This is a genomic window from Methylohalomonas lacus, assembly GCF_024808875.1.
Taxonomy (GTDB): domain Bacteria; phylum Pseudomonadota; class Gammaproteobacteria; order Methylohalomonadales; family Methylohalomonadaceae; genus Methylohalomonas; species Methylohalomonas lacus.
The window spans coordinates 118,056-140,006 of the sequence record NZ_JANUCT010000007.1 but is presented as its reverse complement, the minus strand read 5'-3'; the positions used below and the strand labels follow the sequence as shown (position 1 = coordinate 140,006).

Annotated in this window: 23 protein-coding genes; 18 read left to right on the top strand and 5 right to left on the bottom strand. The window is 60.5% G+C overall.

What is annotated here, in order from left to right:
* Position 1: 1 nt before the first annotated feature.
* From yidC to rpmH, 3 genes are all read right to left on the bottom strand, one after another.
* On the bottom strand, positions 2–1,711 hold the full coding sequence (gene yidC, locus J2T55_RS06695; protein WP_259055024.1) for a membrane protein insertase YidC: 1,710 nt from the start codon (positions 1,709–1,711) through the stop codon (positions 2–4).
* Between the two features lie 76 nt (positions 1,712–1,787).
* The gene (gene rnpA / locus J2T55_RS06690; protein ID WP_259055022.1) at positions 1,788–2,213 is read right to left on the bottom strand and encodes a ribonuclease P protein component; all 426 of its coding nucleotides are present in this window, start codon (positions 2,211–2,213) and stop codon (positions 1,788–1,790) included.
* Complete coding sequence (rpmH, locus tag J2T55_RS06685; RefSeq protein ID WP_259055020.1) at positions 2,182–2,316, bottom strand: 50S ribosomal protein L34; 135 nt, start codon at positions 2,314–2,316, stop codon at positions 2,182–2,184. Before rpmH ends, rnpA begins: the two co-directional genes overlap by 32 nt.
* A gap of 229 nt (positions 2,317–2,545) precedes the next feature.
* Between rpmH and dnaA the strand changes: the two genes are divergently transcribed.
* The 4 genes from dnaA to gyrB all read left to right on the top strand — a co-directional run bounded on the left by dnaA (position 2,546) and on the right by gyrB (position 8,720).
* Positions 2,546–3,901, top strand: a complete 1,356-nt coding sequence (gene dnaA, locus J2T55_RS06680; protein ID WP_259055018.1) for a chromosomal replication initiator protein DnaA — start codon at positions 2,546–2,548, stop codon at positions 3,899–3,901.
* A 200-nt stretch (positions 3,902–4,101) separates the two neighbouring features.
* Positions 4,102–5,205 (top strand): DNA polymerase III subunit beta, encoded by a 1,104-nt coding sequence (gene dnaN / locus J2T55_RS06675; RefSeq protein WP_259055016.1) that lies wholly within the window; start codon positions 4,102–4,104, stop codon positions 5,203–5,205.
* Between the two features lie 6 nt (positions 5,206–5,211).
* On the top strand, positions 5,212–6,285 hold the full coding sequence (gene recF / locus J2T55_RS06670) for a DNA replication/repair protein RecF (protein WP_259055014.1): 1,074 nt from the start codon (positions 5,212–5,214) through the stop codon (positions 6,283–6,285).
* A 26-nt stretch (positions 6,286–6,311) separates the two neighbouring features.
* Entirely contained in the window at positions 6,312–8,720 is a 2,409-nt protein-coding gene (gyrB, locus tag J2T55_RS06665) for a DNA topoisomerase (ATP-hydrolyzing) subunit B (protein WP_259055011.1), read from the top strand.
* A 14-nt stretch (positions 8,721–8,734) separates the two neighbouring features.
* On the opposite strand, the gene J2T55_RS06660 is transcribed toward gyrB, so the two are convergent.
* Entirely contained in the window at positions 8,735–9,427 is a 693-nt protein-coding gene (locus J2T55_RS06660) for a ComF family protein (RefSeq protein WP_259055010.1), read from the bottom strand.
* A 110-nt stretch (positions 9,428–9,537) separates the two neighbouring features.
* Between J2T55_RS06660 and bioB the strand changes: the two genes are divergently transcribed.
* From bioB to J2T55_RS06605, 11 genes are all read left to right on the top strand, one after another.
* Positions 9,538–10,539 (top strand): biotin synthase BioB, encoded by a 1,002-nt coding sequence (bioB, locus tag J2T55_RS06655; RefSeq protein ID WP_259055008.1) that lies wholly within the window; start codon positions 9,538–9,540, stop codon positions 10,537–10,539.
* An 85-nt stretch (positions 10,540–10,624) separates the two neighbouring features.
* Positions 10,625–11,734: an 8-amino-7-oxononanoate synthase gene (gene bioF, locus J2T55_RS06650; RefSeq protein ID WP_259055006.1), complete on the top strand. Its 1,110-nt coding sequence runs from the start codon at positions 10,625–10,627 to the stop codon at positions 11,732–11,734.
* Positions 11,735–11,746: 12 nt separating this feature from the next.
* Positions 11,747–12,457, top strand: coding sequence for an alpha/beta fold hydrolase (locus J2T55_RS06645; protein ID WP_259055005.1), 711 nt, complete (start codon positions 11,747–11,749; stop codon positions 12,455–12,457).
* Positions 12,458–12,463: 6 nt separating this feature from the next.
* Positions 12,464–13,363: a malonyl-ACP O-methyltransferase BioC gene (bioC, locus tag J2T55_RS06640; RefSeq protein ID WP_259055003.1), complete on the top strand. Its 900-nt coding sequence runs from the start codon at positions 12,464–12,466 to the stop codon at positions 13,361–13,363.
* Positions 13,360–14,037, top strand: a complete 678-nt coding sequence (gene bioD / locus J2T55_RS06635) for a dethiobiotin synthase (RefSeq protein ID WP_259055001.1) — start codon at positions 13,360–13,362, stop codon at positions 14,035–14,037. The genes bioC and bioD overlap by 4 nt, the downstream gene beginning before the upstream one ends.
* 139 nt (positions 14,038–14,176) lie before the next feature.
* On the top strand, positions 14,177–14,671 hold the full coding sequence (locus J2T55_RS06630; protein WP_259054999.1) for a DUF2244 domain-containing protein: 495 nt from the start codon (positions 14,177–14,179) through the stop codon (positions 14,669–14,671).
* Positions 14,672–14,706: 35 nt separating this feature from the next.
* Positions 14,707–15,849, top strand: a complete 1,143-nt coding sequence (coxB, locus tag J2T55_RS06625) for a cytochrome c oxidase subunit II (protein ID WP_259054997.1) — start codon at positions 14,707–14,709, stop codon at positions 15,847–15,849.
* A gap of 60 nt (positions 15,850–15,909) precedes the next feature.
* A complete protein-coding gene (ctaD, locus tag J2T55_RS06620) occupies positions 15,910–17,505 on the top strand; it encodes a cytochrome c oxidase subunit I (protein WP_259054995.1) in 1,596 nt (531 codons plus the stop codon).
* A gap of 22 nt (positions 17,506–17,527) precedes the next feature.
* Positions 17,528–17,659 (top strand): hypothetical protein, encoded by a 132-nt coding sequence (locus J2T55_RS06615; RefSeq protein WP_259054994.1) that lies wholly within the window; start codon positions 17,528–17,530, stop codon positions 17,657–17,659.
* Positions 17,656–18,246, top strand: a complete 591-nt coding sequence (locus J2T55_RS06610; protein ID WP_259054993.1) for a cytochrome c oxidase assembly protein — start codon at positions 17,656–17,658, stop codon at positions 18,244–18,246. Before J2T55_RS06615 ends, J2T55_RS06610 begins: the two co-directional genes overlap by 4 nt.
* 53 nt (positions 18,247–18,299) lie before the next feature.
* Entirely contained in the window at positions 18,300–19,175 is an 876-nt protein-coding gene (locus J2T55_RS06605; RefSeq protein ID WP_259054991.1) for a cytochrome c oxidase subunit 3, read from the top strand.
* Between the two features lie 37 nt (positions 19,176–19,212).
* Here J2T55_RS06605 and J2T55_RS06600 read toward each other — a convergent pair whose 3' ends face one another.
* Complete coding sequence (locus tag J2T55_RS06600; protein ID WP_259054989.1) at positions 19,213–19,470, bottom strand: twin transmembrane helix small protein; 258 nt, start codon at positions 19,468–19,470, stop codon at positions 19,213–19,215.
* Positions 19,471–19,560: 90 nt separating this feature from the next.
* Here J2T55_RS06600 and J2T55_RS06595 point away from each other — a divergent pair, with 90 nt between their 5' ends.
* From J2T55_RS06595 to J2T55_RS06585, 3 genes are read left to right on the top strand one after another with little or no spacing between them, the layout of a single operon-like run.
* On the top strand, positions 19,561–20,301 hold the full coding sequence (locus J2T55_RS06595; protein ID WP_259054987.1) for an SURF1 family protein: 741 nt from the start codon (positions 19,561–19,563) through the stop codon (positions 20,299–20,301).
* The gene (locus J2T55_RS06590) at positions 20,294–20,917 is read left to right on the top strand and encodes an SCO family protein (protein ID WP_259054986.1); all 624 of its coding nucleotides are present in this window, start codon (positions 20,294–20,296) and stop codon (positions 20,915–20,917) included. The genes J2T55_RS06595 and J2T55_RS06590 overlap by 8 nt, the downstream gene beginning before the upstream one ends.
* Complete coding sequence (locus tag J2T55_RS06585; protein ID WP_259054984.1) at positions 20,917–21,942, top strand: COX15/CtaA family protein; 1,026 nt, start codon at positions 20,917–20,919, stop codon at positions 21,940–21,942. Before J2T55_RS06590 ends, J2T55_RS06585 begins: the two co-directional genes overlap by 1 nt.
* The last annotated feature ends 9 nt before the right edge of the window (positions 21,943–21,951 follow it).

The following is a 21,951-nucleotide window of genomic DNA, read 5'->3' as shown; positions in this document are numbered from 1 at the left end:
ATCAGTCGCCGCTCTTTTCTAGATTGCGTGTGATCAACCACTGCTGGCCAATCGAAAGGATATTATTCACAACCCAGTAGAGCACCAGGCCGGCCGGGAAGAAGGCGAAGAAGACCGTGAACACCACCGGCAGGGTCATCATGACTTTTTCCTGCACCGGATCGATCGGCGCCGGGTTCAGTTTCTGCTGCACGAACATGGTGACGCCCATGATCAGCGGCAGGACGTAGAATGGATCGGGAATGGAAAGATCCTGGATCCACAGCATGAACGGTGCCTGGCGCAGCTCGACACTTTCCAGTAGCACCCAGTAGAGCGCGATGAATACCGGGATCTGCACCAGGATCGGCAGACAGCCGCCAAGCGGATTGATCTTCTCGGTCTTGTACATCTCCATCATCGCCTGGTTCAGGCGCTGCTTGTCGTCCTTGTAGCGCTCGCGCAGCGCCATCAGCCGCGGCTGGACCTTGCGCATGCGGGCCATGGACTTGTAGCCGGCCGCCGACAGCTTGTAGAAGACAATCTTGATGAGCAGTGTCAGCAGAATGATGGCCACACCCCAGTTGCCGGTCAGCGCGTGGAATTTCTCCAGGCCCCAGAACAGCGGCTTGGAGATGAACCAGAGAATGCCGTAATCAACCGTCAGCTCGAGGCTCGGCGCCAGCGTCTCCAGACGGTGCTGTTCCTTCGGACCGACGTACAGGCGATGGCCTGGCAGGCTGGCGCTGGCACCGGCGGCAACGTCTGCGGCCGGCGAGGTGGCGCCAATGACATAAAGTTTATCGCGGCTGTTGCCGGCATCGCGGTTCAGTACCGAGGTGTAATAGCGGTAGGGTGCGTCCTGGTCGGCGGGAATTACCGCGGTGACGAAATAATGCTGCAACATCGCCGCCCAGCCATTGGTAATCTCGCGCTCCAGCTTCTGGTCGCGCATGTCACCAAAATCGATCTTGTCGTAACGGCTTTCCGGACTCGACAGCGCCGCACCGGTATAGGTATAGATCAGGCGCATGCCGCCATCATCCAGACTGTTGCGGGCCAGCTGGCCATAGGCCCAGCCGCGCCACGGATCGGCCGACTGGTTGTTGACCTCATAATGGACGTCGACAACGTAGCTGTCGCGCTGGAAGACGAACACCTTGTCGATAGCAACGCCGCTGTCGTCGCGCCAGGTAAGCCGCACCTGCAGTTCATTCTCGCCGTCGGCCAGCGTGTATTCGCTCTGTTCCGCCCGGTATTCCGCCTTGTGGGTGGGCGCCGGACGCTCGCTGAGTACACCACCCTGGGCCACGTAATGCAGCGGGCCATCGTCGGTGATCAGGGTATAGGGATTATCCGGCTGATCGACTGAAACCGGGTACTGCGGCAGTCGCACCTTGCTCAGCGTACCGCCGCGGGTGTTGATCTCGGCCTCGAAAACGTCGGTATTGACGCGAATGGTCTCGCCCTGGCTGGCGGCACTGCTGGCGGCACTATCGCTAGGGGTTGCCGCGGCCTGGGTGTCGCCACTCGGCATGCCCGGCACGCCGGCATCGTCACCTGCACCTTCATCCGCGCTGCTCGCGTCGCGACCGGCATCATCGGCGTCTATGCGGGTGTCGGTTGTTGACGGGCTGGTCTGTTCCGGCGCGTAGTCCTGCTGCCAGGTTTGCCAGATCATGGTCGAAACCAGGCCCAGGGCGATCAGTAGAATGAAGCGTTTAGTATCCATGTTATTCCCGGGCTGTGGCGCTTGGCAGAGTCGACTGAGTCAGATGGTATCGGGGTCGGGCGTTGTCTGCCTCGATTCATTCGCTGGCGGCGGGCCGGCTTTTCAGCCGCTGCTGGCGCTGCCAGTGCCTGGCCAGCGATTGAAACAGGGCCTGGTTGTCAGTATGGGTCAGGTTGGTCCTGGCCAGAACCACCAGATCCAGGCCGATCAGATCCTGCTGATGATGGCGAAAACTCTCGCGAATGAGGCGCTTGACGCGGTTGCGGGCACAGGCACGCGGAATCTTGTTGCGGGCGATGGCCATGCCCAGGCGTGCGCGCGGCAGGTTGTTATCACACGCCAGCACCAGCAGCAGGTTGTCACTGGAGCGGCGCGCCTGACCGAAGACACGCTTGTAGTCGACCGCGAGGGTCAACCGTCGCGCGCGATCGAACGCTGCCTGCCCCGGATCCACCCTGTCGCCGCTGCCCTCAGGCAGACAGGCGCTTGCGACCCTTGGCACGGCGCGCATTGATAATGGCGCGACCGGCCTTGGTTTTCATGCGGGCGCGAAAGCCGTGAGTACGCGCGCGTTTGAGATTACTGGGCTGATATGTTCTTTTCATGGTTTACGCTATCCGACACGAGGCGGCCGACCGATCGAGCTGGGCTGACGGAATCGGCTGGCGGAAAAAGGCGGGATCATACTGCCAGGAAAAAACTATTGTCAATTAATATACTGAATGGCAGCGTATTATTTCACTGGACTGGGTGTGGATAACTGGCGGTGTCAGGTATACACTCAATCCCCCTTCCGTACCAATCGACAACTATAATTCTTGGGGTCTTGCTGCCGTGTCTAAGTCTATTTGGGAGTATTGCCAAGAGCGACTAGAGGGCGAGCTCAACCCGCAGCAATTCAACACCTGGATCCGGCCGCTACAGGGCGTCGAGGACAATCAGGGGCTGAAACTGCTGGCGCCGAACCGGTTCGTTCTGGACTGGATCAGCGAGCAGTATCTCGGTCGCCTGCAACAGATCGTCAGCGATATCCGCGACGACGATTTCCAGATTCGTCTCGAAGTGGGCAGTCACAGCAGCACCCCGGCGCCGGCCGGCAACCACCAGCAGCAACAGCCGGAAAAAAGCGCGGCCGCAGCGCGGCCGCTGCCACAGAACGGCATCAAGCACACCAACAACCTGAACCCGGATTTCACGTTCGATTCGTTCGTCGAGGGCAAATCGAACCAGCTCGCCCGCGCCGCCTCGATGCAGGTCACCGAGAACCCCGGCAGCGCCTACAACCCGCTGTTCATTTGCGGCGGCGTCGGCCTTGGCAAGACCCACCTGATGCATGCCATCGGCCACGCCATCCAGCAGCACAAGCCCGGTGCCAATATCGCCTATCTGCACTCCGAGCGATTCGTTGCTGACATGGTCAAGGCCCTGCAGCACAACTCGATCGCCGAGTTCAAGCGCTTCTACCGCTCCGTGGATGCCCTGTTGATCGACGATATCCAGTTCTTTGCCGGCAAGGAGCGTTCCCAGGAAGAATTCTTCCATACCTTCAACGCCCTGCTTGAGGGCCAGCACCAGATCATCCTCACCTGCGACCGCTACCCGAAAGAGGTTAACGGCTTGGAGGAGCGGCTCAAGTCGCGTTTTGGCTGGGGCCTGACCGTCGCCATAGAGCCGCCGGAACTGGAAACCCGTGTCGCGATCCTCAACCAGAAAGCCAGTCGCTCACGCGTGCACCTGCCGGACGAGGTGGCGTTCCTGATTGCAAAGCGCTTCCGCTCCAACGTGCGTGAACTCGAGGGCGCCCTGAACCGCGTCATCGCCAACTCCAACCTGACCGGCAACCCGATCACGCTGGAGTTCGCCCAGCAGGCGCTGAAAGACCTGTTGTTACTGCAGGACAAGCAGATCACCACGGAAAACATCCAGAAAACCGTGGCTGAATACTACAAGGTACGCGTTGCCGATCTGCTGTCGAAACGCCGCAGCCGTTCCGTGGCACGGCCACGGCAGATGGCCATGGCGCTGTGCAAGGAACTGACTAATCACAGCCTGCCCGAGATCGGGGATGCCTATGGGGGACGTGATCACACCACAGTCCTGCATGCTTGCCGCAAGATCGCCGAACTTCGGGGCACGGAACACAAGGTCGAAGAGGATTATAATAACCTGGTGAGAATACTCACAACATGATGCTATAAACCTGTGGATAAGTAGGGGTGTTTTCGAGAGTCGGTTTTTGTCCGCGTTTTGATCACAGCAGTACAGGCCCTCGGAAAGCAGCTTATACACAGTGATCTTTTTATTATAGATTATTGAAAATTAATATTAATTACCAGTTATCCACAGAATTGGATTGATATAAATATAACAGTAACAAGGTATATATACATATGAAGTTTTCTATTGCGCGTGAACAGTTGTTACCGGCTCTGCAGATCATCGGTGGTGTGGTGGAACGACGTCAGACGCTGCCAATCCTCGCGAACACGCTAATGGTTGTGGACGAGGGTCAGCTGGCGCTGACGGCGACCGATATGGAAGTCGAGCTGGTGGTGCGCCTGGCGCTGGAAGGCGGTAATGCGGGTGAGACGACGCTGCCGGCGCGCAAGCTGCTGGATATCTGCCGCACCCTGCCGGAAGCGGCGGAGCTGAACTTCGACTTCGAGGGGGATCGGGCGCGCCTGAAAAGCGGCCGCAGCCGGTTCACCCTGGCGACATTGCCGGCCCAGGAATTCCCGGGCACGGAGGTGACCGAGCCGTCGGCGCAGTTTTCGGTGGCCCAGGGCGTTCTGCGGCAATTGCTGGAGGATACCCAGTTCGCCATGGCACAGCAGGACGTGCGCTATTATCTCAACGGCCTGCTGCTCGAACTGAATCCGGATAATCTGCGGGCTGTTGCCACGGATGGCCATAGATTGGCTCTAAGTGAGGCTTCACTTACTACAGGTGTTGAGACACCCATCCAGATTATCGTGCCGCGCAAGGGGGTACAGGAATTACTGCGCCTGCTGGAGAACAGCGAAGACGAGATCACGCTGCAGGTGAGTACCAATCATATCCGCATCGACACCGGCCGTATCCAGTTCACCAGCAAGTTGATCGATGGCCGTTTTCCGGATTACCAGCGGGTCATTCCGGCCAACAGTGATAACGTGCTCAGCGCTGACCGCGAGACGGTGCGCCAAAGCCTGACCCGGGCCTCGATCCTGTCGAATGAGAAATACCGCGGCATCCGCCTGATGCTGCAGCAGGGCATGTTGCGCGCGCTGGCGCACAATCCCGAGCAGGAGGAGGCCGAAGAGGAGATCGAGGTCGACTACAGCGGTGACGAGATCGAGATCGGTTTCAATGTTTCCTATCTGCTCGATGCGCTGGGCGCCGTACGCGGCAGTCGCGTGCAGATGGTGTTCGCTGACGCCAGCAGCAGCTGTTTGATCCTGCCGGAGGACAGTGACCAGAGCAGTAAATACGTCGTCATGCCCATGCGCCTGTAGGCCTGCATGCAGCTGTCTGACCTGCGGATAAGTCATCTCCGCAATCTCGACGGCGTGAGCCTGGAGCCCGGCGCCGGGTTGAATATCATCAGCGGCGCTAACGCCAGTGGCAAGACGGCTTTGCTGGAGTCCATCTACCTGCTGGCGCGCGGCCGCTCATTCCGTACCCACCGGATCCGCGAACTCATCAGTCATCACCAGCAGCAGTTGCGGGTCACCGCCCGGGCCCTGCGCGCCGGGCAGCGGCCGTTGATGCTGGGCATCGAGCGGGACGGTCGTCAGACCCGGCTGCGCTGTGACGGCGAGAATGTCAGAAACCTGTCCGCACATGCCCGCCGCGTCCCGTTGATCCTCATCACGCCGGACAGTCACGGTCTGATCAGCGGCCGTCCGGGGCAGCGGCGGCGCTGGCTGGACTGGGCATTGTTCCACGTGGAACCGGATTACCTGGGCTGTTGGCAGGACTGCTTTCATGCCCTGCGTCAGCGTAACGCGCTACTCAAGCATGGCGCCGGCCGGGCCACGATCGTCAGCTGGGAGGAATCGCTCGCCGACTGCGTCAATCGGCTGGAGGCGTATCGCGAGGGTCTGGTTCAGCAGTTGTCCGGCCACTTCAGTGCCGTGATGTCGCAGCTGCTGCCGGGAACGGTGCAAATCGAGTATCTGCCTGGCCGGCCGCGCGAACAGGACTATCGGACATTGCTGGCCGAGCAGCGCGACCTGGAGCAGCAGCGCGGTTTTACCCGGTATGGACCACACCGCAGCGATCTCGACTTCCGCCACCAGGACGGCGAGGTCCGGGCAACGCTCTCACGCGGCCAGACCAAGCTGTATATTGCCGGATTAATGATAGCCTACGTCCGCGTCCTGGCGGATTATGGCCTGCAGCCGCTGATCCTGGTGGATGATCTGCCGGCCGAACTGGACGCCGGGGCCCGCGCGCGCTTCATGGCGCACCTGGCGGAAACCGGCTGCCAGACTTTTGTAACTGCCATTGAACCGGAGACACTGCCGCTAGCTGGCTGGCCTGAACACCAGGTGTTCCACGTGGAACATGGTCAGCTGACAGAGGTGATATAATACGGCTTCCCGTTGGAGCGAGCCCCATGACCGAACCGAGTAATTACACATCATCCAGTATCAAGGTCCTGAAAGGCCTGGACGCGGTACGCCGTCGGCCGGGCATGTACATCGGTGATACCGAGGACGGTACCGGCCTGCACCACATGGTTTTCGAGGTCGTCGATAACAGCATCGACGAGGCACTGGCCGGTTATTGCAGCCAGGTGCGCGTGACCATACACAGCAACGAATCCGTGACCGTGTCGGACAACGGCCGTGGTATACCGGTCGACGCTCACGAAGAAGGCGGCTCGGCGGCTGAGGTGATCATGACCACGCTGCACGCCGGCGGTAAATTCGACGAGAATTCCTACAAGGTCTCCGGTGGCCTGCACGGGGTCGGCGTATCCGTGGTCAACGCGCTGTCGGATCATTTACAGCTGACCATCTACCGCGACGGCTACTGCTATCGCCAGGAATTTAGCGAGGGCAAGGCCCTCGACGCCCTGCAGCAGGTCGCACCGTCGGAACTCAGCGGCACCGAGATCCGTTTCCACCCGAGCCCCGGCATTTTCAAGAACATCGAATTCCACTACGACATTCTTTCCAAGCGCCTGCGCGAGCTGTCATTCCTCAATTCCGGGGTCCGCATCGAACTCAATGACGAACGCAGCGGCAAGACGGATGTCTTTGAATATAAAGGCGGAATCAGCGCATTCGTCAGTCACCTCAACCGCAACAAGACGCCTTTGCACCCGAGTGTGGTCGAGATCAACGCCGAGCGCGACGGCATCCAGGTCGAGGTCGCCATGCAGTGGAATGACTCGTACCAGGAGAACGTCTTCTGCTACACCAACAACATTCCGCAGCGCGACGGTGGCACCCATTCCTCCGGTTTCCGCGCCGCTATGACGCGCAGCTTCAACAATTACATCGAAAGCCAGGGTCTCGCGGCCAAGGCCAAGGTCAGCGTCTCCGGTGACGACGTGCGCGAGGGGCTGACGGCCGTCGTCTCGGTCAAGGTGCCGGATCCGAAGTTCTCCTCGCAGACCAAGGAAAAGCTGGTTTCCAGCGAGGTCAAGTCGTCGGTCGAGTCCGTGGTGGTGGAAAAACTGGCCGAATTTCTGCTGGAAAAGCCGCAGGAGGCACGTGCCATCTCGGACAAGATTATTGACGCCGCCCGTGCCCGCGAGGCAGCGCGCAAGGCGCGCGAGCTGACCCGGCGCAAGACGGCGCTGGACGTGGCCGGCTTGCCGGGCAAGCTGGCCGACTGCCAGGAAAAGGATCCGAGCAAGTCGGAGCTGTTCCTGGTTGAGGGCGATTCCGCCGGCGGCTCCGCCAAACAGGGTCGCGACCGCCGCAACCAGGCGATTCTGCCGCTGAAAGGCAAGATACTGAATGTCGAAAAAGCTCGATTTGACAAGATGTTATCGTCGGTCGAGGTGGGTACGCTGATCACCGCGCTGGGCTGCGGCATCGGCAAGGACGAATTCGACATCAACAAGCTGCGCTACCAGCGCATCATCATCATGACCGACGCCGATGTTGACGGCTCGCACATTCGCACCCTGCTGCTGACCTTCCTCTACCGGCAGATGCCCGAGCTGATCGAGCGCGGCTACATCTACATCGCCGAGCCACCGTTGTATAAGATCAAGAAAGGCAAGCAGGAGCGCTACATCAAGGATGAATCGGAACGCGATGCCTATCTGCTGGAGCAGGCGCAGGACGACGCTACGCTCAAACCGGCCACTGATGCCGAGCCCATCAGCGGCGAGTCGTTAAAGGAACTGGCCGGCGACTACATTCGTATGAACCGCGCGATCGAGCGCTTGAAGCGGCGCTATTACCCGCCGCTGCTGGACGCCATGCGCATGCTGCCGCCGCTGGAGAGCGAACAACTGGCCGACGAGGCCGCCGTTCAGGACTGGTTCGCGCAGTTCGAACGGCAACTGAACGGTGAAAACGCCGACGCTGCGCATTACGCCTGCGAGGTGTTCAGCTCCGCCGACGCGCAGGAATACGGTGGCCGCGTACGCGTGACTATCCACGGACTGGAGTCCGATAATGTCTTTCCGCCGGATTTCTTCACCGGCAGGGATTACCAGCAGCTTATCGCGCCCGGTCGGCGGGTGAGTCTGGGCGAAGGCGCGAGTATCCGCCGCGGCGATCAGGTCTACGCGATCCGCAGCGTCAAGGAAGCCTTTGACTGGTTGCTGACCGAATCGGCCAAGGGCATGCATATCCAGCGCTACAAGGGCCTCGGCGAGATGAACCCGGAGCAGTTGTGGGAGACCACCATGAACGCCGAAACCCGCAGCCTGAGCCAAGTGCGCATCGAGGACGCCGTCGCCGCCGATGACATCTTCACCACCCTGATGGGCGACCAGGTCGAACCGCGCCGGGACTTCATCGAGTCCAACGCGCTTCTGGTTGCCAACCTGGATACATAGTAAGTATTTACTATCTATTCAGGCGCTGCACGCGCTAGCGCCCACACCTGTACCTCCTCAACGCCGGCGCGCCGTAACGAGCGCGCCAGCTCGGTCACCGTGTGGCCACTGGTCATGACATCATCGACGATGGCGACATGCCGCGGCAGCGGCCCGCTACCAACCCGAAAAGCGGCACGGACATTGCGCCGTCGCGCGCTGCGGCCGAGATAAGTCTGCGGTGCCGTCGCACGTACGCGCCGGCAGAGATCCGTGCGCAGCGGAATACCCAGCCCTGCGGCAATCGGCCGCGCCAGCTCCAGCGACTGGTTGAAACCGCGCCACAGCTGCCGGCGCCAGTGCAGCGGCATCGGCAGCAGACATTCCGGGCGATTCGCTAACGGCCACCGGGTCAGCTCCGCGTAAAGGCATTCACCCAGAAACCGGCCGAGGCCAGCGTCGCCGCGAAACTTCAGCCGCTTGATCAACAGCGCCAAAGGGTAATCGTAGTGAAACGCAGCGCGCGCGGTGAATGGCGGCGGTCGGCGCAGACACTCCGGACAAGGCCCGGGCTGCGGCAGGGGCAGCGCGCAGAGTCGGCAGCAGCTGTCCAGGCTGGGCAAGTCCGCGCGGCAGGCGTTGCAGACAAGATTGTTCGAGTTGCCGGCACACAGCAGGCAACTACCGGGTGGTAAAAGCCAGTTAAATAGTGTTCTTTTGTTAACCATGTCTAACTTCCATGTTTGACAACCGGTCGGCGGGTTTTATGATGGCCGGGCTGCAGAGCCCGGCAAGCAGCGACCGTTCGCCCACATCATATAATAACGAAGAGGAATCCATGTCTGTCACCGCTACCGATCCGGCCGTTCCGGCCAGCGACTGCAGTAACGAATCCAGCGATCTGCGCCATGACTGGACGCTTGATGAAATCGAGGCACTGTTCACGCAACCGCTCAACGATTTGCTGTTTGCCGCCCAGCAGGCCCTACGCCGTCACTTTGATCCGAATCATCTGCAGCTTAGTACGCTGGTGAACATCAAGTCCGGTGGCTGTCCGGAAGACTGCGCCTACTGCCCGCAGAGCGTGCGTTACCAGACCGGTGTCGAGGCGACCGGCCTCATGGATATCGATGCGGTGAAACAGGCCGCCGAGGCAGCCCGCGATGCCGGTGCCAGTCGTTTCTGCATGGGTGCAGCCTGGCGCTCACCCAAGGATCGCGATCTCGATCATCTGGCCGACATGATCGAAGTGGTCAAGGGTCTTGGCCTGGAAACCTGCATGACCCTGGGTATGCTCAAGGCGGAACAGGCGCAGCGGCTGAAAGATGCCGGCCTCGACTATTACAACCACAACCTAGACAGCTCCCCCGGCTTCTACGAGGAAATCATCAGTACGCGTACTTACCAGGACCGGCTCGAAACACTGCACAACGTACGCGACGCCGGCATGCTTGTCTGTTGCGGCGGCATCATCGGCATGGGCGAGAATGCCCGCGATCGCGCCGGCATGCTAATGACGCTTGCTAATCTGCCGCAACATCCCGAAAGCGTACCGATCAACATGCTGGTCAAGGTTGCGGGTACGCCGCTGGAAGACGTTGAAGATATCGATCCGATCGAACTCGTCCGCACCATTGCCGTGGCCCGTATTGTTCTGCCGGCATCGTATGTCCGGTTGTCGGCAGGTCGTGATGAACTGTCCGACGAAGCCCAGGCATTGTGTTATGCCGCCGGTGCCAATTCGGTTTTCTATGGTGAAAGACTGCTGACCACTGACAACCCCGAGATAGAACACGATCGGCAGTTGTTCCAGCGCCTCGGTCTTAGTACGCAGATGTAACCGGGTCGTCGTCCGGTCAGGCCGTATGTGTGCGCCCCGTACAAATCATGCAGCATCCCTGTTTGCCGATGTGCAATCGATAGCAGTGACGCGACGACGTCAGCGCCGGACACTGAAACCATTGCCGGGTGGGCGGGTTGAGTACAAGGGCCGGTCGTTCATCAACTTCTGCAGCAATGATTATCTCGGCCTGGCACAGGATGAGCGCATCGTTCAGGCGCTGAAAGAGGCTGCTGACGAGTATGGCGTCGGCAGTGGCGCCAGTCAGCTGATCACCGGTTACAGTGAAGCGCATGAACAACTGGAGCAGCAGCTGGCGGATTTTACCGGTTATGATCGAGCGCTGTTCTTCAGCAACGGTTACATGGCCAACCTCGGTGTTATCACCGCCCTGGCCGATCGGCATACGTCGTTGTATCTCGACCGCCTTGCGCACGCCTCGTTAATCGACGCGACACGCCTGAGTCGCGCGCGTTACCAGCGCTATGCGCATAATAGCGTTGCTGACCTGATGGCCCGGCTGGCGGATGATCAACAGCAACGTCGTCTGGTCGTCAGCGAAGGCGTTTTCAGTATGGAAGGTGATCGCGCGCCATTGATCGACATTGCGCAGTGCTGTCAGCAACAGAAGGCATTGTTCTATCTCGATGACGCACACGGTTTCGGTGTGCTCGGTGAACAGGGTCGCGGCAGTCGCTCGGCCCAGGGACTGGATACCGATGCGGTGCCGTTACAGATGGCAACGTTCGGCAAGGCGTTGGGTGTGTCCGGCGCATTCGTCGCCGGCAGTCATGAATTGATCGAAACGATACTGCAACGGTCGCGAACGTTGACCTACTCTACCGCGCCGCCGCCGGCTCTGGCGCGCGCGACGGCGACGGCACTGACGATCGTTATCGCGGAACAGTGGCGACGTGACAAGCTCGAGGCGCTGGTGCAGTACTGGCGGCGTGTTGCCCATGAACAAGAACTGCCGCTGCTGGAATCGGATACGGCCATCCAGCCGTTATTGATCGGTGCCGACGCCGACGCGCTGGCAGTAAGCGAGTCCTTGATGGAACATGGCCTGCTGGTCAGCGCCATTCGGCCGCCGACCGTGCCCGAGGGCGAGGCCCGGCTGCGCATTACGCTGACGAGTGCGCATGAACAAGCCGATATCGATCGGCTGGTGCAGGCGCTGGCTGCGTCACTGTAGAACGTTATAGCCGTGACAACGACGCTGATACTGATCCATGGCTGGGGCTTTGGTGCACCCAGTTGCCAGCCGCTGCGCGCGGCTCTGCCGAGTGGCATGGATGTGCTGACACCGTCGTTGCCCGGTTACGGCGACAGTCCGCCCGGCGATGCGCTGCTGCAGCTGGATGAACTGATCGACCGGTATGCATCGGTCTGCCTGGTCGGCTGGTCGCTGGGCGGACTGCTGGCCATCGAGCTGGCGGCGCGCCGGCCCGACCGGGTCCACGGGCTGGGTCTCGTCGCCGCGTTGCCGTGTTTCAATCGCCAGCCGGACTGGCCGGCCGGCTGGCAGCCGGCGACACTCAATGCGCTGCGCCAGCGCCTGGCGTGCGAACCCGAAGCGGTGCGCGATCATGTCGCCGCCCTGTCGGCCCTGGGCGATGACGACCGGCGCCGGCTGCGGCGCTTTCTGCCGCAGACCGCAACGGCCGATGCCATGACGCTGGCGGCCGGGCTGGATGAGCTGGCGGCGGCCGATCACCGTGCCCGGTTCGCCGCGCTAGAGCTGCCGGTCAGCTGCTGGCTGGGTGACGCCGACGCCCTGCTGGGTGGCGATTCTGCTGCCGCCGTGCAGCGTCTGCGCCCGGCCAGCCAGGTTCATGAACTGCGCGGCTGCGGCCATGCGCCGCTGGTCAGTCAGCCGCAGCGGATTGCTGATGACATCATGCAGGAACTGGTTTAGGTAAAAGTGACTTCCCGAAACGACGATAACAACTGGCTGGATTCGCGCGCGGTAACGCGCGACTTTGATCGCGCCGCCGGCACCTACGACAAGGTGGCCGTATTGCAGCGCGCCGTACTCGAGCGGCTGTTCGAGCGGCTCGACGTGATCCGTCTCAAGCCCGAACGCATTCTCGATCTCGGCTCCGGCAGCGGTGCCGCCGCCGCCGGCTTGGCACGGCGCTACCGGCGCGCGCAGGTGATCCAGCTCGATATCGCCCATGGCATGCTGCGCCATGCGCGCCGCCGGGCACCGCGCTGGTTCTCGCGCCAGCGCTTTGTTCAGGCCGACGTCGCGCAATTGCCGATCGCGCCGGCCAGCATCGACTTCGTCTTTTCCAGTCTCATGCTGCAGTGGGTCGCCGACCTGCCGGGCGTATTCGCCCAGCTGCGCCGCAGCCTGCGCGCGGACGGGCTGATCCAGTTCGCCAGCTTCGGTCCGGATACGCTCAAGGAGCTGCGCGCCAGCTGGGCGGCGGTGGACGACAGCCCGCACGTGAATCCGTTCGTCGACATGCACAATGTCGGTGATGCACTGGTGCAGGTCGGTTTCAGCGATCCGGTCATGGAGGCGGATACATTTCACCTGACCTACAGCGACGTGCACGCGCTGATGCGCGAGCTTAAGCAGCTCGGTGCCCAGAACGGTCTCAGCGATCGGCGGCGCAGTCTGACCGGTGTGCAGCGCCTGCGGGCGATGGTCGACGCCTATAACGCCGCCTGGCGGCAGAGCGACGGTCGCATTCCGGCGAGCTTCGAGGTGGTCTACGGTCATGCCTGGGTACCGGCGCAGCCGCCGCAACAGCGCACCGCCGATGGCGACGTTCACGTGCCGCTGACAAGCCTGAAAAAGCGGGCCGAACGATGAGCGCGGCCGGCGTGTTTGTCACCGGTACCGATACCGGTATCGGCAAGACCTGGGTCAGCGTCGGCCTGCTCGACGCCTGGCGCACGCGCGGGCTGAATGTTGCCGGCATGAAGCCGGTGGCGAGCGGCAGCGAGCTTATCCAGGGCGAGCTGCGCAACGAGGACGCCCTGGCGTTACAGGCGGCGGCCAGCCGCGACTGGCCGTATGCCACGATCAATCCGTACGCGTTTGCACCGCCGATAGCGCCGCATGTCGCCGCCGAGCAGGCCGGTGTAACGGTGGCACTGGAGCCGTTGACGGCCGCCTACGCCGAGCTCGCCGCGGCCAGCGACCGGGTCGTTGTCGAGGGCGTCGGCGGCTGGCGCGTGCCGCTGTCGGTCACGTTGCAGACTGCCGACCTGGTCCGGGCGCTGGACCTGCCGGTCGTTCTGGTGGTCGGCCTGCGGCTCGGCTGCATCAATCACGCGCTGCTGACCGCCGAGGCGATTCGTGCCGACGGCCTGGCTTTACGCGGCTGGATCGCGAACACTCTGGATCCGGACTATGAAGCGGAGGCGACCCTTGCCACCCTGGCGGCAGCGATTCCGGCACCGCTGCTGGCCCGCGTGCCGTACGCCGCCACGGCCGATGCGCGCTGCTGGCAATCGCTGGCCGAGGCGCGGGTATTTGACTGATACGTGTTTTGATCTGAATCAAATCAGGGGCCTAGCGCGGATTGCGACTTGCGTCAAGCGAGTGGAATCGGGCATATTGTTAACCTTGCACCCGAAATATGCGTAGGGAGCCTATTTCGTTCGCGGAGTTGTTTAAGCAGTGATATCGGCGCTGAGCGGGCCTGATGCCGACACCCAGTGTCTGGTCATCGAGCCGAATCGATCCATGTCCTGGCAAACACTGGTATCGTTATATCTACTGATGGTGTTTGTGTCCTTGGCCATCGGACTCGCCTATTTTCACATCGGCTTAACGCTGGTGTTGCCGTTCTGCGGGCTGGAAATGCTGGCGCTGGGTGCGGCGCTTTATGTAACATCTTGGCGCAACAGTATCCGCGAGGTGGTTACTGTCGATGATCAATCGGTGGCCGTGGAAGTCGGCCGGGACAAACCGGTTGAACGCTACGAATTCCAGCGGAGCTGGACGAAGGTGATACTCGAACATCCGCCGGTTAGCTGGCATCCGAGCCGTTTGCTGATTCGCTCGCACGGCCGCCAGGTGGAAGTCGGGCAGTTTCTTAATGAAGAGGAACGTCGGGGGCTCGCACAGCTGCTGATCAGAATGATTACGCCGCTCGAGGCCGTGAAACCATAAAAACATAATGACTGACGAGTGCTGAGGATAGTTGCATGTCTATTAAATCACTGAGCGATAGGCTGGCCCGGGTCGCAGTTTTACCGTTGTTGCTGTTGAGCAGCGCTGCTATGGCGGGCTACGAACAGCTCAACATGACCCAGGGTGTGACGCCGCTTAGTAAGGATATCTATGATCTGCACATGATCATCATGTGGATCTGTGTGGCCATTGGTGTCGTGGTGTTCGGCATCATGTTCTGGTCCATTTTCTACCACCGCAAGTCGCGGGGCGCGGTGGCTTCCCAGTTCCATCACAGTACCAAGGCGGAAATCGCCTGGACCATCATCCCGATCCTGATCCTGGTCGGCATGGCGATTCCGGCAACCAAGGTGCTGATCGCGATGGAGAACACCGGCGATTCCGAAATGAGCATCAAGGTCACCGGTTATCAGTGGAAGTGGGAATACGATTACATCGATGAGGGCGTCAGCTTCTTCAGCACGCTCGACAGTGCGAGCAATCAGGCGCGCCAGTTGCGCGCCGGACTCGACCCCAACGAAGTGCCGAACTATCTGCTCGACGTCGACAATCCCGTCGTCGTGCCGGTCGATACCAAGATCCGCTTCCTGACCACCGCCAACGACGTGATTCACGCCTGGTGGGTGCCGGATCTCGGCTGGAAGCGCGACGCCATTCCCGGGTTTATCAATGAATCCTGGGCCGTCATCGAGGAGCCGGGCACCTATCGCGGTCAGTGCGCGGAACTCTGTGGCCGTGATCATGGCTTCATGCCGATCGTGCTGGTGGCCAAGGAAAAGGATGAGTACGAGAAATGGCTGGCCGAGAAAAAGGCCGAGCAGGAAAAAACCGCCGAGGCTGATCGCGAATGGAGCATGGATGAGCTGATGGCCAAGGGTGAGGAAGTTTATGGCACCAACTGCGCCGCCTGTCACCAGGCCAACGGCGAGGGTGTCGAGGGCGCGTTCCCGTCACTGACCGAAAGCGACATTATCTTCGGGCCGAAGGAAGACCATGTTGATGTGGTCTTGCATGGTGTCGACGGTACGACCATGGCCGCTTTTGGCGACCAGCTGAGTGATGCCGAAATTGCCGCCGTCGTCACCTATGAGCGTAACGCCTGGGGCAATGAAATGGGTGATATGGTGCAGCCGAGCGAAGTCAACGATCTGCGCTAGGCCGGCATGACCAATTAAAATTATTATTAAAGAAGCGACAAAGAATCCGAGGATAGAGCGATGAGCGAAGCAGCAATCCATCACGATGATCATCACGAGCATCATCCTGGTTTTATCCAGCGCTGGTTTTTCGGCACCAACCACAAGGACATCGGTACCCTGTACCTGCTGTTCTCGCTGGTCATGTTCTTTATCGGTGGCGCCATGGCTATGGTGATTCGCCTGGAGCTGTTCCAGCCGGGGCTGCAGTTTGTGGACCCGCAGTTCTTCAACTCCATGACCACGATGCATGCGCTGGTTATGATTTTCGGTGTGGTCATGCCAGCGGCAGTCGGCTTCGCCAACTGGATGATCCCGATGATGATCGGTGCACCGGACATGGCCTTGCCGCGACTGAATAACTGGAGCTTCTGGATTCTGCCGTTCGCCTTTACGCTGCTGCTGGTGACGCTGTTCCTGCCGGGCGGCGGTCCTGCCGGCGGCTGGACAATGTATCCGCCGTTGATGCTGCAGACCGGTGATGCCTTCCCGTTCGTGATCTTTGCCGTTCACTTCCTCGGCTTCTCCTCGGTCATGGGCGCGATCAATATCATCGCAACGGTGTTCAACATGCGTGCCCCGGGCATGACGTTCATGAAATTGCCGCTGTTCGTCTGGGCCTGGATCATTACCGCGTTCCTGCTGATCGCCTCGATTCCGGTGCTCGCCGGTGCGGTGACCATGCTGCTGACCGACAAGTACTTCGGTACCAGTTTCTTCGACGCCGCTGGCGGTGGTGACCCGGTCATGTTCCAGCACATCTTCTGGTTCTTTGGTCATCCCGAGGTGTACATCCTTATTCTGCCGGCATTCGGCATCGTCTCGCAGGTTATCCCGACGTTTTCGCGCAAGCCGCTGTTCGGTTACGAGTCGATGGTCTACGCGACCGCGGCCATTGCCTTCATGTCGTTCTTCGTCTGGGCGCACCACATGTTCACCGTCGGCATGCCGCTGGCCGGTGAGCTGTTCTTTATGTACGCGACCATGTCGATTGCGGTACCTACGGGCGTGAAGATCTTCAACTGGCTGGCTACCATGTGGCGGGGCTCACTGACGTTCGAAACGCCGATGTTGTTCGCCGTCGCCTTCGTGTTGCTGTTCTCGATCGGCGGTTTCTCCGGTCTGATGCTGGGTATTACGCCGGCCGACTTCCAGTATCACGACACCTACTTCGTGGTGGCGCATTTCCACTACGTACTGGTTACCGGCGCGGTCTTTGCGCTGTTCGCGGGCGCCTATTACTGGCTGCCGAAGTGGACCGGCCATATGTACAACGAGACACTCGGCAAGTGGCACTTCTGGTTGTCGACCATCTCCGTGAACGTGCTGTTCTTCCCGCAGCACTTTCTCGGCCTAGCCGGCATGCCGCGCCGTATTCCGGACTATGCCGTTCAGTTCACCGAATGGAACATGGTTTCCAGTATCGGAGGGTTCGTCTTCGGTCTGAGCCAGTTGCTGTTCGTTGTCGTGGTCATCCAGTGCATCCGCGGCGGCGCCAAGGCGACCAATCAGGTCTGGGAAGGCGCGCATGGTCTCGAGTGGACGCTGCCGTCACCGCCGCCGGCACATACTTTCACGACACCGCCGAAGGTGACGGACTCCGTCGCCCATAGCTGATCGGAAACGGCGAGCTGTAATAATGTCTGATACGCAGTCCGAAAATACGGATCGCAAGGCACAGGCCCGGCGGATCAAGCTCACAGCGCTGATACTGGGCCTTGTGGCTGTGCTGGTCTATGTGGGCTACTTCGTTTACAGGACACTGATATGAGTGCAAACCAGGGCAAAAAGATGGCGCTGAAACTGGCGCTTATACCGGTGGCCATGTTTGGTTTCGGTTATGCGCTGGTGCCTTTGTATGACGTGTTCTGTGACTTGACCGGACTCGGTGGTCGCGGCGTTCAGCAGACCACAGCCGATCAGATCGATCCGGCCGGCGTTGATCGTAGCCGTCAGATCAAGATGGAGTACCTGACTTCAACAAATGGCGATCTGCCATGGGCGTTCAAGTCACTGACCGGTACCACGCGCATCCACCCGGGCGCCCTGAACGAAGCGCATTTCGTGGTCGAGAACACTTCGGACGAAACCATTGTCGGTCGTGCCATCTACAACGTTTCGCCGGCTGAAGCGTCGATCTATCTCAGCAAGACCGAGTGCTTTTGTTATACCGAGCAGACGCTGGAGCCGGGTGAAAAGCTGGAAATGCCAATGCGCTTCGTGATCGATACGGAACTGCCCCGCAAGATCAAGGGCGTAACCCTGTCGTACACGTTTTTTGAAACGTCTGATTCCCGCGGCGACAAGGCTGCAAAGAAGACAGATGATGAACATGCCGAGGCGGGCAGCAGGAGCTGACGTGTTGCCTCAAGCAATAACTATAACCAGATATTAAAGAGTGGGGTATTTGTATGTCTGATTCTCACGGCGCTTATTACGTACCGCAATCGAGCCACTGGCCGATCGTTTCATCGATCGCCCTGTTTTGCCTGTTCGGCGGTACCGCGATGTGGCTGAATGATTACGCTGCCTATCCCTATGTGTTGGGTCTGGCTGTGGCCCTGGTCCTGTATTTCATGTTCGGCTGGTTTGGCGAGGTCATTCGTGAAAGCGAAACCGGCAAGTACAATCATCAGGTCGATGTCAGTTTTCGCTGGAGCATGGGCTGGTTTATCTTTTCCGAGGTCATGTTCTTTGCTGCGTTCTTCGGCGCGCTGTTCTATGCCCGCATGTATGCCGGGCCGTGGCTGGGTGGCGAGGGCAAGGGTTTTGCGACCAATGAATTTCTGTGGCCCGAGTTTGCTTATACCTGGCCGATGCTGAGTTTCCCGGAAGGCTCCTTCTACAGTGCACCGAGTGGCATCATCGGCGCCTGGGGCCTGCCGGCGATCAATACGCTCATCCTGCTGACTTCGGGCGCGACCATTACGTTTGCGCACTGGGCCCTGGTCAAGAACAAGCGCAGCCCGCTGGTCTGGTGGCTGGCCGCGACGGTGGCGCTGGGTGTGCTGTTTATTTTCCTGCAGGGTGAGGAGTACATTCACGCCTATCAGGATCTGGGCCTGACACTGAACTCTGGTATCTATGGGGCCACCTTCTTCCTGCTGACCGGCTTCCACGGTTTTCATGTCAGCATGGGCGCGCTGATGATCTTCATCATCATGCTGCGCGCCATCAGGGGCCATTTTACGCCGGAAAACCATTTTGCCTTCGAGGCGGTGGCCTGGTACTGGCACTTCGTCGACGTGGTCTGGCTGTTCCTGTTTATATTCGTCTACTGGCTCTGACAGTCGGAGCCAATTCGCCAGCAGGAAAGGCGCTGTTTCAGGACGGCGCCTTTTCTGTTTGCGTCGCCGGTGTTTGCTGGGACAGGCCATGCGGCTGAATCACGCCGGCAGCAAAACCGATAATCAGCAGGAAGAACAGTAGCAGCGACAGGCCGATGCGCCAGCTCAGGGCCTTGACCGTACGCTGTGACTGGCCGCGATCGCGAATCAGGTAATAAAGGCCGCTGGTCAGGGAACCGAAAATTGCGATCAGGAACAGAATGATGATGGTGTTGGATACGGCGGTGGGTAGCATGGTTTTGTGTCCGTCTTGGTCAATGTGTCAGGCATTATAACGTTGCACGGTTTCGACCACACACGACTTCCGGAAATCCCTGTCTAGGACATGCAGTTAAAGCGCTACCAATTCCGGCCGGGCCTGTGGCCAAGCCTGGCCACCCTGGTGATGCTGCCGATCCTGCTGGCGCTCGGCTTCTGGCAGCTTGACCGCGCGGACCAGAAAGCGGCCATGCAGGCGGAATTCAGCGCGCGTTACGATCAGCCTGCTGTGGCGCTCGCCGAAGCGATCGGGCATCAGGATGCTGACGACCTGCGCTGGCGTGAAGTCACGCTGACCGGACACTTTAGCGAGCCGCACTACCTGCTCGACAACCAGGTGTTCCAGGGCGACCCCGGTTATCGGCTGTACAGCCCGTTGCAGTTGGCGGCCGCCGACGGCGCGGTGCTGGTCGAGCGTGACTGGCTGCCGCTGGGCGCCGATCGCTCGCAGGTGCCACAGTTCGATACACCGGGCGGGCGCGTGGAACTGTCCGGTCGCGTCGTGCCGGCGCCGGCAACCGGCATTATGCTGGCGGAGCATCGTATCGAGCCGCTGGCAACGCAGCTGTTTCGCGTGCAACGCATCAAGCCCGCCGAACTGGCCCGGCACAGCGACCTGGAATTATTGCCGTATGTCGTACGTCTGCATGACGCGGCACACGCCGAGGATGATCAGGCCGCCGCGCTCGGCGGCTTCGGCCGTGAACGCCATCTGGGCTATGCTTTCCAGTGGTTTGCGCTGGCCGCAACCCTGTTATTGATTTATTTGATTGTTAACCTGAAAAAACGACCAACCGACAATGACTGAAACAGATAACACGGCCGCGGCGAAGCGCGGCAATCCGCGGCTGATCTTCATCGTGCTGGTGCTGCTGTTCAGCGCCCCGCTGCTGGGCTCGTGGATCATCTTCAACTATACCAACCTGATCGACAGTGGCGGCATGCAGCATGGCGACCTGTACGATCCGATGGTCAAGTTACCGAACGTCGAGTTGCGCAATCCGCTCGTCGAGGAAGACACCGATGCTACGCTCTACGGCAAGTGGTCGCTGTTGTACATGAACAGCGGCGCCTGTGGCGAGGACTGCGATTTCAAGCTATACAGCCTGCGCCAGATTCGGCTTGCACTAAGCCGTTATGCGCGCAATCTGCAACGCGTGTGGATGACCGATCTGCAGGACGACAGCGCATTGCGGCAGGCGCTCAACGACTACGCCGGTACGCTGGTGCTGGACAGCCGGGCGACGACTGAACTGACGCCGGACGATTTCGCCATGCCGCCGGTTAACGAGCCGCTGAGTGAAGACGCGATCTATGTGATCGATCCTCAGGGCTATCTGGTATTGCGCTATCGCGAGGGGGTCGAACCGGGCGGCATCATCAGCGATGTGAAGCGTCTGCTGAAAAACTCGAGTATCGACTGATGCGCGGCCTGTTGGATAATCGGCCATTCAAGCTCATTGCCGGGCTGGCGACTGCCCTGGCGCTGATCGTGGTTGTGCTCGGCGCCTACGTACGTCTGTCCGACGCCGGGCTTGGCTGCCCCGACTGGCCCGGCTGCTATGGCGAGCTGTTCATGTCCGATTCCGGACGACATGCCGAGATCGCGGCGCAATCCGGCTACGACAGGCCGTATGAGCACGACAAGGCCTGGAAGGAGATGGCACATCGCTATCTGGCCGGCAGTCTCGGCCTGCTGATACTCGCGATGGCCGTGCTTGGCTGGCGCTACCGGGCACTGCCGGGGCAACCCTGCAAGGTGCCGCTGCTGCTGGTCGGCCTGGTCATTTTTCAATCCGCGCTGGGTATGTGGACGGTTACGCTGCTCCTGAAACCGGCGGTCGTTACGCTGCATTTGCTGGGCGGCATGAGTGTGCTCGCGCTGATCTGGTGGAGCTTTCTGCGCACACCTTCGCCGGCGGGTCCGCCGCTCGCGACCCGCGCGGACAGCGATCGCCGGATAACGCCGCTGGCCGTGCTGGCCCTGGTCGTCATCGCCGCGCAGATTACCCTGGGTGGCTGGGTGAGTACCAACTATGCCGCACTGATCTGCGCCGACCTGCCGACCTGTCAGGGCCAGTGGTGGCCGCCGATGGATTTCGCTGATGGCTTCACCTTCTGGCGCGGCCTCGGCGTCGATTACGAATACGGTGTTCTTGGCCCCGAAGCAATGACTGCGGTCCATGTCAGTCATCGCATCGGCGCCGTGGTGACTCTGCTGGTGGTGGGCGCGGTGGCGGCACGTGTTATGATTCGCGGCTCGCTAGCATTACGGCAGAGCGCCATCGCCTTGCTGCTGCTGTTGCTGTTGCAGCTGGCACTGGGCGTTGCCAACATTGTCTGGATGCTGCCCTTGCCGCTGGCGGTGGCGCATAATGCCGGTGCGGCCCTGTTATTGCTGGCGGCGGTGACCCTGTTGCACCAGACGACAGCACGCGGCGACCGCTAGCCAGCGGCA